Below are 13659 nucleotides of genomic sequence, written 5' to 3'. Positions count from 1 at the left end.
CGCGACTATGCGACCAGCCAGTTCAACCGCGCCATCCAGGCCCAGCGCCAACCCGGTTCGGCCTTCAAGCCCTTCGTCTTCACCGCCGCCCTTGAAGCCGGCTATGACCCGTCTTCTGCCGTGTGGGACGAGCCGATCGATCTGGAGGGCTGGACGCCGCAGAATTTCTCCGGCGGTTTTCGCGGACTGGTGACGCTGCAGGAGGCGCTCAAACGCTCGATCAATACCGTCGCGGCCCAGGTCGCCGACCAGATCGGGATTGACCGTGTGGTCGAGGTCGGACGGCGTTTCGGCATCGCCTCGCCCCTGCCCGAACTGCCCGCCATCGCGCTGGGTGCAGCCGAGGTCAATCTGCTCGAACTGACATCGGCCTATGCGGTCTTTGCCAATGACGGCGTGCGCCACGAACCCTATTTCATCACCTCGATCACCAATTCGCGCGGCGATGTCCTCTATGAGCACGACAGCGTCGCGGCCCGGCAGGCGACGACGGCTGAAACGGCCCGGGCCATGTCGACCATGTTGCAGGATGTGGTGCTGACCGGGACCGGGCGACGGGCCCGGCTCGGCGATCGTCCCGCGGCGGGCAAGACCGGGACCAGCCAGTCTTTCCGCGATGCCTGGTTTGTCGGCTATACCGCCGACTATATTGCGGGCGTCTGGGTCGGCAATGATGATGACACGCCGATGGATGATGTCACCGGCGGCGGTCTGCCGGCCACGATCTGGCAACTCTACATGACCGAGGTCCATGCCGACCTGCCGGTCCGGGCGTTATCGGCCCCGGCCCCGCGCACCCGCTCGGAGCGGGAAGAAAGACTGGCAGCCTTCTATTCCGACTTGTCGGCATCCTTCTCGGCGATACTGGCCGGAGACGCCTCGCCCACCGAACGCTGAACCAGGGCGGTCAGGTCCGAGATCTGACCCCGCATGGCCGCGATCTCGGCGTGCAGGACATCCCGGTCGGCATCAGCTTCCAGATCGCGGGCCTCTTCCTCGTCGAAATGCTTGGCCTGCAGGCTGTCGACGATGATGGCGATGAAGAGATTGAGGACGGCAAAACTGGTCAGGACAATGAAAACGAGGAAGAAAACCCAGGCCCAGGGATGGAATTCCATCACCGGTATGGCGACATCCGTGGCCCAGCCTTCCAGCGTCATCACCTGGAACAGGGCAAAGGCACTTTCCCCCAGCGACCCGAAGCGTTCCGGATTGGTTTCCGAGAAGAATTTCGTCGCCATGACGGCGGAGACGTAGAACATCAGTCCCAGCACGGCCATCACGGCGCCCATGCCCGGAATGGCCCGCAGCAAGGCTTCGACGACCTTGCGCAGGTCCGGCATGACCGAAAACAGGCGGAAGGCGCGGACGATGCGCAGGGCGCGCAGGACCGAGAATCCGCCAGCCGCCGGCAGGATGGAAATGATGATCACGGCGAGGTCGAACCAGTTCCAGCCATTCATGAAGAAGCGGTGCCGGTAGACGATCAGGCGCAGCGCGATCTCGACCACGAAAATGGCGACGATGGTGCGGTCCAGGAGCGGCATCCAGGTGGTGAACCAGACCCCGTCATAGGGATAGGTCTCCAGGCCGAGGGTGATCGCGTTGATCACGATCAGCGCCATGATGAAATTGCGAAATCCCGCACTCTCGACGAAAGTTTTCACCCGCATCCCCTCCAAAGGCCCTGGCAAAGGTCCCGACGCCCCGGTCCCGACAGGCACCTCAGGCCTGCTCCTAGCCCTGTCACCTCGGAAATTCAATCATCTGGTGCCAGTTCAATTTTGAAGAAAATCACCAATAGTTCGAATTTTATCGGACCGCTTATCCACGATTTAAGGCGCTTGATCCAATAAGGAGCCAGACAAGCACGGGACGCAAACATGCGCCTTACAGGCTCGAACACGATACCGAGCGCGGCCTCCCTGCCAGCGCCGACTCCGCGGGGCCGTGAAATCACGATCGCCTATCTGCCGCTATTGCGCGGAACGGCAGTCGCCATCCTCGGCTATTTCCTGTTCGACCTTGTCACGCGCCTGCTGTTTCCGAGCGAGAGTGACCATGTGGTGATGGTGTCGGCGGTCTCGGTCGCCGCCCTGCTCGCCATCGGCATCCGGCGATATCTTCGCCAGTCCCGCACAGCAGCAGAACTTGAAGTCGCCGGCGGGCTTTTGTGCCTGAGCCTGTTCGTGAACTCCAACCTGCAGCAATTGCTCTATTTCCAGGTCGAGAACCTCGCCTATACGGTGCTCATGATCCCGATCTTTGCGGCCCTGCTCCCGAGCCGGCGCACGATCATCATCGCGACCGCGATGAATTGCGCCAGCCTTCTGGCGCTGGTCCAGTACAACATGCCCGCCAGCCTGGTCGATTATCTGTGGATCGCGTGTTCCGGCGTCGCCGCCGCAATCGCGCTGTCCCTTGTGATGCGGCGCGCGGTACTGGACTCCGTCCGGGCCCGGCTCGACGCGGTGCGAGATCGTGAAATCGCCGAGGCCCTGGCCACGGAAACGCGCCATCTTGCCGAGTGTGACACGCTGACAAACCTGCCCAATCGCCGCAGTTTCTTCATCGAGCTGGAAGCCCGCCTCGAACGCCTGCGCGGCCATGGGGACCCCTTCGTGCTGGCGCTCGTCGACCTGGACGGGTTCAAGCCGGTCAATGACACCTATGGCCATGCGGCGGGCGACGAGATGCTCAAGACCGTGGCCCAGCGGCTGACCATGATTGCCGGCGACACGGCGATGCCGGCCCGCCTGGGCGGCGATGAATTCGCCCTGATCGCGTCGGCGCCCTGTACGCACAGTGAAACCGTGCTGCAGCTGGGTCACCGCATCGAAGCCCAGCTGTCCCGGCCTTATGAGCTGGGCGAATATACCTGCAAGGGATCCGGCTCGGTCGGGCTCCTGGTCTGCGATGATCCGGCCCTGTCGACGCATGACATCATGGAGCGCGCCGACCACGCCCTGTATTTCGCCAAGCGCGCCCTGCAGGGCAAGGCGGTGCTCTTCAACGCCGCGCTCGAGCATGAGATGATGGCCTCGAGCCAGGTCGACAAGGCGCTGCGGCGCTGCAATTACGAGACGGAATTCACGGTCAAGTTCCAGCCTCAATACGACCTCATCAAATCCCGGATCATCGGTTTTGAAGCCCTCGCCCGTTGGGAATCGCCGGAGCTGGGCACGGTCTCGCCGGACGTCTTCATCCAGGCCGCAGAGCGCGCCGGGCTGATCCGGCCGCTGACCCAGGTCCTTTTGACAAAGGCCCTGACCGCGATGAAGGACTGGCCGGACGCGCTGACCCTCTCCTTCAACCTGTCCGCCCACGACCTGATGTCCCCGCAGGCGATGGACAGCGTGCTGGAGACGGTGAAGGCCAGCGGCCTGCCGACCCGGCGCATCGAGTTCGAGATTACCGAAACCGCGATGATGAGCGATTTCAACCAGGCCCGGCGTGCCATCAACCAGATCTCCGAAGCCGGCCACTCCGTGGCCCTGGATGATTTCGGTGTCGGGTATTCGTCCCTGCAATATCTCCAGCAATTGCCGGTCTCCAAGTTGAAGATCGACCGGTCCTTTGTCGGCCAGATGCTGGAGGACAGCTCCTCCTTCAAGATTGTGCGGACCATGCTCTCCCTGTCGCAGACGCTCGATCTGGGCTGTGTGATCGAGGGTGTGGAGACCGAGGCACAAATGCATATCCTGCGCACACTCGGCGCCCGGCATGTCCAGGGCTATCTGATCGGCGAGCCCATGAGCGCCGATGCCGTTCTGCCGCATCTCGACCAGCACACCGTCCCCGGCAAGGCCCGCCCGGACATCCGCCCGCCAGGCCTGCGCAAGGTCGGCGCATGAGACGGGTCATCGGCCTTCTGCTCAGCCTTGGTGCATACGCCTGCGCGGCCCCCGCCCTCGCCGATGACGTGATGGAGGGCCATGCCCGCCGCGGCGCTGTTTATGCCCGCACCCTGATGGAAGACCTGACCCCGACGGCCTGTGCCGCGCTGTGCAATGGCGATGGTCAGTGCCAGTCCTGGGTCTGGACACGGGCCGAACTGACGGGCACCGATCCCGCTTGCCATCTGCTGTCCGCTGCGCCGACGCCCTACCGCGCACCCGGCCGGGTCACCGGCCTGTCCCGACAGCTCAGCGACCGTATCGAGGCGGCCGCCGAGCGCGCGCCCAGCCCGCGCGAGGAAGTCGCCCTGCGCGCCACATTGCGCGGGCCGTACTGAGCACCGTCCGGAAAAATCGCAACTCGCGAACAATTTGAAACATCGCTCGTACGGTTTTTTTACCCCGAGCAGGCAGATTGGTGTCTCACCATCGCTTGGAGTGGGTCATGGCTGTCATCAGCAAGCTCAACAATCTGGTCGAACTGGCACGCGAGAAATCGTGTGATCGCCGGCGGTCCCTGTTGCGCGAGGTGACCGATCTCTTCTTCGAGGAAACACCGGAGCGCGACAGCGCCGTCTCCGGACGTTTTGACGAAGTCCTCTCCGCCCTCGCCGAACAGACCGCCGTGGATGCGCGGGAGGAATTGTCCCACCGCTTTGCCGACACACCGCTGGCGCCGCGTGGCCTGGTACTGAAACTGGCCCAGGACGCGATCGAGGTTGCCGGCCCGATGCTGTCGAAGTCGTCGGTCCTGTCCGAAGACGATCTGGTGGTCATCGCCGAAGAAGGCGGTCAGGACCACCTCAAGGCCATGTCCAGGCGCGAAGACGTTTCCGAACGCCTGTCCGACACGATTGTCCGCCGCGGCGATGACGAGACCGTCGCCACACTGATCTCGAATGAAGGCGCGCAGATCTCCCGGGAGGCCTTCGAGACGGTCTCCGAACGGGCGGAAAACTCCACAGTCCTGCAAGGACCGCTGGTCAAGCGGACTAACACGCCCAACGACATTCTCGCCGACATGATGCTGACCGTGCGCAATCATTTGCGTGACCAGATCATGGACCGCTTCGACAGCGTCGACCCGGACATTATCGACCAGGCCATGGCGGTCTCGAAAGCCCGTCTGGCGGCGCGCATGCAGCAGGACAAGGCGATCGGGGAAGCGCAGAAATACGTGCGTTCCATGGCCATGCGCAAACAATTGGACGGCGGCCTGCTCGCGCGCCTGCTGCGCGAAAACGAGCCGGTCAAATGCCATGTCGCCTTTGCCGAGATGACCGGAGTCGATTATGTCGCCGCCAAGCGGGCCCTGGAACAGGACAGCATCGATCCGCTGGCCCTGATCTGCAAATCCGCCGGCTTTGACAAGGCGCTTTTTGTCACCCTCGCCGTGCTGCGCCACAAGAATTTTGAAGACGCCTTCCGCGATGCCCGCGAACTCGGTCAGCTCTACGACCGGATCACGGCCGACGACGCCGCGCGCGCCATGCGCTTCTGGCGCATACGCCGGGACATGGCGGCCTAGCGCTTAGCTGTCCGGGATCGGCCGCGTTCGCGACCTCAGCCAGTCAGCATAATCGGCTTCGGAAGACTCGCCGGCGGCCAGCGTCAGTGTGTGACGCACAACCTCGACTTCCGGCGCCACCAATCGGCGGCCATTGATCTTGAGAAAAATGAAAGCGGCGAGAAAGGCCGTGCGCTTATTGCCATCCACAAAGGGGTGGGCGGACGCGATCCCATGCGCATATTTGGCGGCCAGGGCATGCAGATCCGTCAGCCCGTAATCATGGGCCTGGGATGGACGAACGAGCGAACTGTCGAGACGCTCGACATCTCTCACACCCGCCGCACCGCCATGCTCGGAAATCTGGATGTCGTGCACAGCCCTGACGACGGCTGGTGACAACCATTTCGGGGCACTCACTTGGCCAGTTCACGCAAGGCATTGCGATAGGCCGCCATGCCTTCCTCTGCCGCTTCGAGTTGCTCCGCGAAGGCAGGGTCATACGGGGTGAGCCGCATCGACCCGTCCGGCGCCTCGGTCACATGGAGCACGTCACCCGCCCCCAGCTTGTACCGATCCAGCAGGGCCCGCGGCAGGACAACGCCTTGCGAATTGCCGATCGCGCGAATTTTCAAGCTTGTCACAGCCTCACCTCATATAGCTACATGTGTTATAACACATTCGAGCAAGCGCCGGAACGCGCAAATGCCCGGCCCGGTACCAGCGCTTCCCTGTCCGACACGGTCATGCCAGTCTTTCGGCATGCCCAAGGCCGTCGACCCTGCGATTGCAACCCGCGCCATTGGCGAGCTTGAAACCTGGCTCGCCCGGACGGGCGTTCGGCTGGAGGTTTTGCCGTCCGAATTTGCGGTGCTGGAGGGCGATGCGGTCGACATCCTCGTCCACAGCGAGACCCTGCCGCCCCTGCGCATCACCGTGTTTGACGAGTATGGCGATCTGGGCACCCATGATGCCCGCCTGGCACTGGTGCTGATCGGGCGTGGCTTTGATGAGCTGGACGCCGCTGACAGTGCCGGCAGCTGGGCCCGGGCCGAGGGGCTCGATCCGGATGACCTGGCCTGCAGGATCCTGCATCAACAATTGCAGGCCGCCCGATCCGCCTTCCTGGCGGCCTGGGGCATGGTGCCGGATGTCATCACGGATCTCGACTGGCAGCTCAATGCCGGCATCGCGCAGGCCTTGCGGCGCGACGCGGGATTATTGCCAAAGGGGTGACTAGACCAGGGGCGCAGGCGCGAAACCGTCACCAAAGCCGCTTGGCAGCCAGCAGGCCGCATCCGGTTTTCAAGCTCAAGGGTAAAACCGCCCAGCGGCGCCAGTGGCGCCCTTGACCTTGAAAACCGGATGCGGCGGGGTCTCGGCAAGTCGTCTATGGATGATTGCGCGCGATGCGACCCTTGCAAAAGGGATGAACTACGACAGCGACAGGATGTCCGGCGCCGGCGGGATGCAGGGCGGGGAGCTATAGGGTCGCGACCGGTGAGGTCCCGGACTTGCGTTCCGATCAGCCCTTGCCGGCCTCGCTCGCCACAACCGCCTTGCCTGCATCATCACCCGGCGGGGTGAAGACGTCCGCGCCGCTTTCCACATAGACACTGGTCGACGGGAAGGCGAAGTCGGTGCCGGCATTTTCGACCGTTTCCTTGATGAAGAAGGCGAGGTCCTCCTTCAGGCGCAGCCATTCACCCCAATTGGTGGTCTTGGTGAAGCAGTAGAGCATGAAGTCGATCGAGGACGGGCCGAAACTGTCGACCCGCATGAAGGTCGAGACTTCCGGCGCCTGGGCGTATTCCGGATGCGACTGGACATAGCCGAGCACCTTGTCGCGGATTTCGCGCAGCTGATCCGCCGTCGCATCGTACCGCACGCCGATGATCCAATAGGTCCGGCGATGGGTCATGCGGCTGAAATTGGTCACCGCATTGTCCGAGAGTTTCGAGTTCGGGACATAGACCGGCCCCTTGTCGAAACGGCGCACGAGGGTGGAGCGGAAATTGATCTCCTCGACTGTGCCCTCGACAATACCATCCACCTTGACCCAATCGCCGGGCAGAAACCGCTTCTCGGTCAGGATGAGAATGCCGGCGATGAGGTTCTTGAACAGGTCCTGGGCGCCCAGACCGATGGCCACACCGAACAGGCCGAGACCAGCGACGATACCAGCGACCGGAATGTCCCAGACCTGCAGGACGGCCGCGGCGCCGACAATGATGAAAACGATGCGCAGCGCCTTGGTCAGCCAGTCGATCATCACCGGCGTCAATGCATTGCGCAGCCCTTTGAGGGCATGCGCCAGCGGGCCGACAGCATTGTGCAGGGCCCAGAAGAGCGCGATCACGACCAGGGACTGGACGAATTGATGGCCGCGAACGGCCCCCTCGGCTCCGATCTGCAGGACATTGAGGGCAAAAAAGAGCGAGATGATAACCGGGACCAGCTTCATCGGCCCGGCGATTGCGTCGACCACGGCATCATCGAATGTGGTCTCGGTGCGCAGGGCGAGACGCTTGAGGGCACCGATCAGCCAGCGCGCAATCATGCCGCGTGCGATAATTCCGACCAGGACAATCAGCAGGGCGAACAGGCCCTGACCGACATTGATGCCAAGAAAGGACGTGTTCCAGACGTCAATTGCGATGGCCCACAAATCCTGAAGCTGGACCATCACGCTGTCGCCTGCCTCTGCCGCACTGCTCATGCCGAACGCTCCTTGGCGCGGTGGAAGGTGAGGTCGGGGAATTTCTCTTCCGAATAGGACACTTCCCAGGCCGATTTGGCGAGGAAGACCGGATCCCCATTGATGTCCTCGGCCATGGCCGATTTGTGCCGGTCGGCGAAGGCCTCGATCTTGTCACGCGCGCCGGTCACCCAGCGGGCCGTGTCATAGGGGGCCGGTTCGAAATCAACCTCGAGCCCGTATTCCGCGGCGACACGCTCGCGCATCACATCGATCTGCAGCGCACCAACAGCCCCGACGATGAAATCACCACCGAGGGTCGGCCGGAAGAGCTGGGTCACCCCTTCTTCGGCCAGGCTTTCCAGGGCTTTCTTCAAATGCTTGGCCTTCAACGGATCGGCCAGGCGGGCGCGGCGCAGGATTTCCGGGGCAAAGTTGGGAATGCCGGAGAAGCGCAGCTTGCCGGTCTCGGACAGGCTGTCCCCCACCCGCAAGGTCCCGTGATTGGGCACGCCCATCACATCGCCGGCGAAGGCCTCGTCGGCAATCTCTCGGTCCTGGGCAAAAAACAGGATGGGCGAGGACACGGTGAGCTGTTTGCCAGCCTCGGTCTTCAGCTTCATGCCCCGTTTGAAGACGCCGGAACACAGGCGCACGAAGGCAACCCGGTCGCGGTGATTGGGGTCCATATTGGCTTGCACCTTGAAGACGAAACCGGCAACTTCCTTGCCGCCCGGCTCGAGCTCGACAGTCTGGCCATTCTTGATCGCCGCCATCGCGGCCGGTCCCGGAATGATGTCGGCCAGCCCGTCCAGCAATTCGCGCACACCAAAACCCCGCAGGGCCGAGCCGAAGAAGACCGGGGTCATGTGACCTTCCAGAAAACTCTGCATCTTGAAGGCCGGGCAGAGCTCGGCGGCAACTTCGGCGCCTTCTTCCAGTTCCGCGACCTCTTCCTCGGAGAGATGCTCGCGGACCTCATTGCCATCGAGCGCCCAGCGCGGGCTGGCGGCGGTATCATCGCGATCATCGCCCGGCTTTTGATACCCGACGACAGTCTTCGTCTTGAGGTCGAGCACGCCCTTGAAGCGATTGCCCGACCCGGACGGCCATTGCATCGGTACGGTGTCGAGCGCGAGCTTGTCCTGGATGTCTTCCAGCAGGTCGACCGGGTCCAGCGCCTCGCGGTCCATCTTGTTGATGAAGGTGACGATGGGAATGTCGCGCAGGCGGCAGACCTCGACCAGTTTCAGCGTCCGCGGCTCCACGCCCTTGGCCGCATCGAGCACCATGATGGCGCTGTCGGCGGCAGTGAGGGTGCGATAGGTGTCCTCGGAGAAATCCTCGTGGCCCGGCGTGTCGAGCAGGTTGAAGAGGAGGGCCCGGTGCTCGAACGTCATCACCGAGGCGGAGACCGAAATACCGCGCTCCTGCTCGATCTTCATCCAGTCCGACTGGGTGCGGCGACTTTCGCCGCGCGCCCGGACCTGACCGGCGAGGCGAATCGCGCCCGCAGACAGCAGGAGTGTCTCGGTCAGCGTGGTTTTACCGGCATCGGGATGGGAGATGATCGCGAAAGAGCGGCGGCGCGCCCATTCCGGTGCTTTCGAAGTCGGGGTCGTCATGATGGGCTCACAGGTGATGCAGGGCGTCCGGTTACCCTGTTACCGCCCCCGCGCGCAAGTCACCTCACGCGGCGAGCCAGACCTGGTCATTGATCTGCCCCGGCGTCAGATAGCCCAGCTGCTGGTCCTTCCACAGCGAGGCCAGCGTCGTGAGCATGACATTGGCATAGCGCAAACCGACTTTGGCCGGCACTTCTGCGCCTTCCGGACGCACTGCCAGCAGGGCATTGGCACCGGGTGCGACGAAGCTGATCAGGGCGACCAGATGGCGGACATGATCCGGCTTGGTCCGGGCGATATTCGGATCGGCAAAAATCGCTTCACGCACCAGCCCGTTAAGCTGTGCGGCGGTCAAAGTCTCGATCTGCTCGAGCGTGAGCGGGATTTGGCCAGAGCGCAGAACCCCGTTCAGATCACCCAGATCGAAAACGACATCGTTGAACAAGAACAACATGGCGAACCCGAAGGACTGAGAGCAATTTGAACACTGCCCAGTCTAACCCGGGCCGGTTAAAGAATGTCTACCGGCTCGGTCAGAAAGTGCCGGCCCTGCCGGTCCTCGATCTCGACAATCCAGATATCCGGATCCTGGCCGGCCCGCTTGTGGCAATAGGCATCCAGACTCGCCTCATCGGTCTCGGCACGGCGGGTCCAGATCCTTTCCCCCTGATCGTCCCGGGACGGCACATAGAGGTGTGTCAGTTGCGGTCCCGATACCACTTTCACGAGTATCGCGCCCGCATCTTCGTCTCCCCGGCGAATCACATAGGCCGAGGCAAAAGCCGATTCAGCCCTGCGTATCAAGGCATCCAGCCAGAATTTCGATTTCAGAGCGCTCATTTCGTTTGCTGGCAGCCCAATTGCTTAATAATCTGTAAATGGGGTGAGGGAGCGTTTCATGTTTGTAAGAGTATTGTCGTCTGCGGTCGCCGCTTTGGCCATCGTTGCGTCCGGCAGTTTTGCCGCCTGGGGGCAGGACACATCGACAGCTGCCGCAGTTGACGCGATTCCGGTCAATACGGAAGAGCGCAGCCTCGCCGACCTCGATGGCGGATCCAACGCCTTCATCCTCTCCACATCGCGCGAACGCGCCGAAATTCATTTCGCCCTGCCGCCCCATGTCGACACGACGCAAGCCTGGCTGCGCCTCGCCGCCCGCCCGGCCAGCGACAGCACGGCCGGCCTGATCCATGTCTCGGTCAATGGCGGTGAAGCCATCACCATCCGTCCGCAGGCCCGGGCCATGGAAGCGCGCTTCGCGCTGTTCTCCGACGATTTCCGCGCCGGCGACAACACGCTCGAAATTGCCTACACCACGGATACGCCGGCGGCCGGCTGGATTGTCGATGCCCGTCGCTCGCAAATGCGCCTGACCCTCGAACCGGTCGCCGCGATCGACACGCTGGGCGATCTGGAAGCCGCTCTCGGTGCCGATTACGCCGCACCGCGCCGCATCGCCCTGCTGACCGATGCCAGCCGCGAGCGTGTGACGCTGGAAGCGCTGGTCGCCCAGGGGCTCGCCCTCCGCGCCGGCCAGGTCCCGCTCTTCACCGCCAATGCCGACGAGGCCGACCTTGTCGTGCGCATCGCCGACAATGCCCGCCTGGCGGCCGAGGACCGCGCGGCCCTGCGGTCCGGCGACCAGTCCAATGGTCCCGAGATCGCCTTCCACAATGACGGCGTCCCGCACCTCGTCATCACCGGTCGCAATCTGGACGAGGCCACCGCGGCCGCACGCCTGATGGCCGCCCGTTCCTTTGACGGTTACCAGCGCAGCTTCCTTGCGGCCGATGCCATGACCGCCACACGTCTGGGCACCCGCCAGATCCGCGATGCCCGCACCCTGCACGCCAATGCCGACCTGCGCACCTTTGCCGATAGCGGCCTGCCCTTCTCGGCGGACCAGGGCTCGCGCACCGCGGTCCAGTTCTCGACCCGTTTCGACGCCGATCGTCATGGTGCCCTCTCCGTGCTCGCCCGCGCCGCCCTGATCAGCGGCGAAGCCTGGCTCTATGCCTGGTATGGCGATGCCGACGCGACCGCACCGGCCAATCACAATCTTCTGGTCATCGGCCCGGGTTCGACCGAGATTCCGGCGATCGACCACAATGCCCCGCCCGAGCTTCGTGCCGCCCTGCGCGCCGCCGAACGGTCGCGCGGCCAGCGCGGCCTGATGCGCCTCGCTGCGGCCGCCTATGCCGATGCCGGTGATGTCGAAGCCGGCACTGAAGTCGGGATCGGCGTCGCCTCGCTCTTCCGCGACCAGGCCAATCAGAGCCGCTGGATCGCCACGCTGACCGCACCGGACATCGCCTCTTTCGAGGCTGCCGGACGCTCGCTCGCCCGCTCGGATCTGTGGATGGCCCTTGAAGGTCGCGCCGCGGTCTGGAGTGCGCGCGGTGTCACGGCCCTGGATTATGCGGTGGTCTCACCGACCCTGACCGAGCGCGCCCGGGAATTTGCCCTCGATCATACGCGCGATGCCGCCTTCCTGCTTTTCGGCGCGGCTTTCCTGCTCTTGCTGCGTGGCTTTTTCGGGCGTCGCAAGACGGTATCTGCGCAATCCTAGTGTTTGAATTTGCAGAGAATTAACCACCCTTCTTCACGCCGCATCAAACCACGCCTGCTAGACATCTCCCCATGCAAGCGGGATCTGTCATGCGCGCCTTCATCAAAGCGATTTCCCTCGGACTGGGCCTCGGCCTGACCGGTGCCGGGGCTTCGGCCCTGGCCGATGATGGCGCCGTGGCCATCTTCGGCGAGCGCCAGCTCGCCCTCGCTGTCGATGATCGCTGCCACCTGTTTACCGCCGGTCAGCGCAATGCGCTGGAAGCGGGTCGCCTCCAGGCTCGCGGTCTGCTCCTGCGCGAAGGCATCACCCGCCGGTCACTGGAAGACTACACCGCCGACCTGCACCGCCAGGCCGCCGGAATTTCCTGCGCCGACACGGCGGTCGCCGATCTCCAGCATCGCGTGATCAGTGCCTATATCGGCTGGGTCCGCATTCCGGCGATGGATTTCCCCGGCAGTCATTTCACCTGGACGGCGAGCCGCAATGTCACGCCGGACATGGCGGTCTGGTCGATCAGCCAGGACCAGGGCGATTTCACGATCGGCGTCAGCACGCGCGATGATCGCCGCCAGCTGAGCTTTGCCCTGGCCGGTCAGCCGGACGCGACCTCGGCCATTCTGGTCCTGCGCGACATGGACCGTCAGCCGACGCTTTATGATGCCACGATGGGCGGCACCTATACGGGTCCGACCAATGCCGCATGGGCGCGCTGGACCCCGCCACGCTTTGCCGAGACCCGTATCTGGGCGCGCGGCCGCGACACCGGTTCGGCCGCTGCGACACTGGCCGGCACCGAGGACGGCGCGACCGTGTTCGACTTCCCCATGAGCGCTGCCGACGCCCTCGCCGCCCGCGATCCGCGTGAAGCCGCCCGTATCGACCTGATGGACCGTCACGGCCGCATCATTGCCAGCCACTATATCGAGATCGGTGATTTCGCGGCGGCGCTGGCCTTTCTGCTCGGCGGCGACCATCGCGACCTGTCGAGCCCCGCCGCGCCCGAGCCGTCCGCGCCATAAATCTGCACGTGTGATGCCCGCCGGAAGGCCCGCCAAGGCGGGACGCAGGGCGGGGACTTGTGTGGCGGCCACCGGCCAGATTCCCGACTTGCGCCCGGCCTTACCGGGCATGCATCCCGGATGACACTCGCGCGTTTTCCCCCTCACCGCAGGCTGTGCTGGCCGAATGGCATCGCAAGCGCTATGACCCCGGCTCCGCGCCCCCCCTTCCCGCCCGCGCAGTGAAAGTTCGGCCGACACGATGCTTACGATTTCCAATCTCGACTATCGCATCGGCGAGCGGTCCCTGTTCGAAAATGCCTCGGCACAGATTTCCGGCGGCTGGAAGGTCGGCCTTGTCGG

At 63.8% G+C, this 13659-nt stretch carries 14 protein-coding genes; 7 read left to right on the top strand and 7 right to left on the bottom strand.

Annotation, left to right across the window (positions count from 1 at the left end):
- On the top strand, positions 1-897 hold an 897-nt coding region (locus QZ266_RS06820; RefSeq protein WP_295693076.1), incomplete at its 5' end, for a transglycosylase domain-containing protein.
- Here QZ266_RS06820 and QZ266_RS06815 read toward each other — a convergent pair.
- The gene (locus QZ266_RS06815; RefSeq protein WP_295693074.1) at positions 831-1673 is read right to left on the bottom strand and encodes an ion transporter; all 843 of its coding nucleotides are present in this window, start codon (positions 1671-1673) and stop codon (positions 831-833) included. The two genes, QZ266_RS06820 and QZ266_RS06815, sit on opposite strands and share 67 nt — an antisense overlap.
- Before the next feature lie 210 nt (positions 1674-1883).
- On the opposite strand from QZ266_RS06815, the gene QZ266_RS06810 reads away from it, so the two are divergent.
- The 3 genes from QZ266_RS06810 to QZ266_RS06800 all read left to right on the top strand — a co-directional run bounded on the left by QZ266_RS06810 (position 1884) and on the right by QZ266_RS06800 (position 5424).
- Complete coding sequence (locus QZ266_RS06810) at positions 1884-3854, top strand: EAL domain-containing protein (protein WP_295693071.1); 1971 nt, start codon at positions 1884-1886, stop codon at positions 3852-3854.
- Positions 3851-4234, top strand: coding sequence for a PAN domain-containing protein (locus QZ266_RS06805; protein ID WP_295693070.1), 384 nt, complete (start codon positions 3851-3853; stop codon positions 4232-4234). Before QZ266_RS06810 ends, QZ266_RS06805 begins: the two co-directional genes overlap by 4 nt.
- A 107-nt stretch (positions 4235-4341) precedes the next feature.
- On the top strand, positions 4342-5424 hold the full coding sequence (locus QZ266_RS06800; RefSeq protein ID WP_295693067.1) for a DUF2336 domain-containing protein: 1083 nt from the start codon (positions 4342-4344) through the stop codon (positions 5422-5424).
- A gap of 3 nt (positions 5425-5427) precedes the next feature.
- Here QZ266_RS06800 and QZ266_RS06795 read toward each other — a convergent pair whose 3' ends face one another.
- Both QZ266_RS06795 and QZ266_RS06790 read right to left on the bottom strand, forming a co-directional pair.
- Complete coding sequence (locus QZ266_RS06795) at positions 5428-5823, bottom strand: type II toxin-antitoxin system death-on-curing family toxin (RefSeq protein ID WP_295693064.1); 396 nt, start codon at positions 5821-5823, stop codon at positions 5428-5430.
- On the bottom strand, positions 5820-6047 hold the full coding sequence (locus QZ266_RS06790) for an AbrB/MazE/SpoVT family DNA-binding domain-containing protein (RefSeq protein ID WP_295693061.1): 228 nt from the start codon (positions 6045-6047) through the stop codon (positions 5820-5822). Before QZ266_RS06790 ends, QZ266_RS06795 begins: the two co-directional genes overlap by 4 nt.
- Before the next feature lie 118 nt (positions 6048-6165).
- Here QZ266_RS06790 and QZ266_RS06785 point away from each other — a divergent pair, with 118 nt between their 5' ends.
- On the top strand, positions 6166-6639 hold the full coding sequence (locus QZ266_RS06785) for a hypothetical protein (protein ID WP_295693059.1): 474 nt from the start codon (positions 6166-6168) through the stop codon (positions 6637-6639).
- A gap of 289 nt (positions 6640-6928) precedes the next feature.
- Here the strand turns inward: QZ266_RS06785 and QZ266_RS06780 are convergent, their stop codons facing one another.
- From QZ266_RS06780 to QZ266_RS06765, 4 genes are all read right to left on the bottom strand, one after another.
- Positions 6929-8122 (bottom strand): mechanosensitive ion channel family protein, encoded by a 1194-nt coding sequence (locus QZ266_RS06780; protein ID WP_295693056.1) that lies wholly within the window; start codon positions 8120-8122, stop codon positions 6929-6931.
- On the bottom strand, positions 8119-9726 hold the full coding sequence (locus QZ266_RS06775) for a peptide chain release factor 3 (protein ID WP_295693054.1): 1608 nt from the start codon (positions 9724-9726) through the stop codon (positions 8119-8121). The genes QZ266_RS06780 and QZ266_RS06775 overlap by 4 nt, the downstream gene beginning before the upstream one ends.
- 64 nt (positions 9727-9790) lie before the next feature.
- Positions 9791-10180: a hypothetical protein gene (locus QZ266_RS06770; protein WP_295693052.1), complete on the bottom strand. Its 390-nt coding sequence runs from the start codon at positions 10178-10180 to the stop codon at positions 9791-9793.
- Between the two features lie 56 nt (positions 10181-10236).
- On the bottom strand, positions 10237-10566 hold the full coding sequence (locus QZ266_RS06765; protein ID WP_295693049.1) for a DUF1491 family protein: 330 nt from the start codon (positions 10564-10566) through the stop codon (positions 10237-10239).
- Positions 10567-10624: 58 nt separating this feature from the next.
- Between QZ266_RS06765 and QZ266_RS06760 the strand changes: the two genes are divergently transcribed.
- Together QZ266_RS06760 and QZ266_RS06755 are read left to right on the top strand one after the other, a co-directional pair.
- Positions 10625-12295 (top strand): cellulose biosynthesis cyclic di-GMP-binding regulatory protein BcsB, encoded by a 1671-nt coding sequence (locus QZ266_RS06760; RefSeq protein WP_295693047.1) that lies wholly within the window; start codon positions 10625-10627, stop codon positions 12293-12295.
- An 89-nt stretch (positions 12296-12384) separates the two neighbouring features.
- Positions 12385-13317: a hypothetical protein gene (locus tag QZ266_RS06755; RefSeq protein WP_295693042.1), complete on the top strand. Its 933-nt coding sequence runs from the start codon at positions 12385-12387 to the stop codon at positions 13315-13317.
- The last annotated feature ends 342 nt before the right edge of the window (positions 13318-13659 follow it).

The sequence above is a fragment of the uncultured Maricaulis sp. genome (genome assembly GCF_905480005.1).
Classification (GTDB): domain Bacteria; phylum Pseudomonadota; class Alphaproteobacteria; order Caulobacterales; family Maricaulaceae; genus Maricaulis.
This window is presented reverse-complemented; position numbering and strand designations above follow the sequence as displayed.